Raw genomic sequence first — 593 nt, forward strand, 5'->3', positions numbered from 1 at the left:
CTACCCGAGCGTCTTCGCGACCTTGCAGTTGCGCTGACTTCGAGCCTCAAACTCGACCGTGCGGGCGTCACCGACGAAACGCTGAAACTGCTGCCTGAGGGCGACGCGCAGATCCTGGTCCGCCACCTTGGGCGCCGTACCCGTGACCAGCCGATGCTGCAGAAGTTCACCGTCGAGAGCCTGCTCCGCCTCGCAGCGCAGCAGTCCACCACCCAGCCGGACGTGGTTGCGGCGCTCAAGGGGATTCCTGCGGCGAACGTCGAACCGGCAACGATCATCAAGCTGCGCCCCCTGGACCGGACGGTCTACCGCCCTGTACTCGATACCTGGAAGGCTGGGGCGGACGACCAACAGCTCCAGGCATCGATGGGCGTTGTCGAGAGGGCGTGGAGCGGCGATGGGAACTAGCGGCTCATTTGGCGGTAGCGGCGGCAAAGACGCGGGCAACCTGCGAGACAGCATCGCGGCATGGCTTGATGCCATTGTCGAGCCTGGTGGCATCGAGGGAACTGACGTCGGTAATGCAGACGAGGCAGACAGCCCCGCTGTTCCGTTGCAGGCGGGAACTCCTGGACAGGCGCCGAGGGTTGACC

At 65.3% G+C, this 593-nt stretch carries 1 protein-coding gene and 1 pseudogene; one reads left to right on the forward strand and one right to left on the reverse strand.

The window, feature by feature from the left end; translation table 11 throughout:
* Nucleotides 1-408: pseudogene (locus H483_RS38495) on the forward strand (hypothetical protein); the annotation flags it as partial.
* A 4-nt stretch (nt 409-412) separates the two neighbouring features.
* Here the strand turns inward: H483_RS38495 and H483_RS40025 are convergent.
* Nucleotides 413-593: hypothetical protein (locus H483_RS40025; protein ID WP_238556244.1), on the reverse strand; the 181-nt coding region annotated here is incomplete at its 5' end.

Origin of the sequence: Dietzia sp. UCD-THP, from assembly GCF_000349585.1 — a bacterium.
Classification (GTDB): Bacteria; Actinomycetota; Actinomycetes; order Mycobacteriales; family Mycobacteriaceae; genus Dietzia; species Dietzia natronolimnaea_A.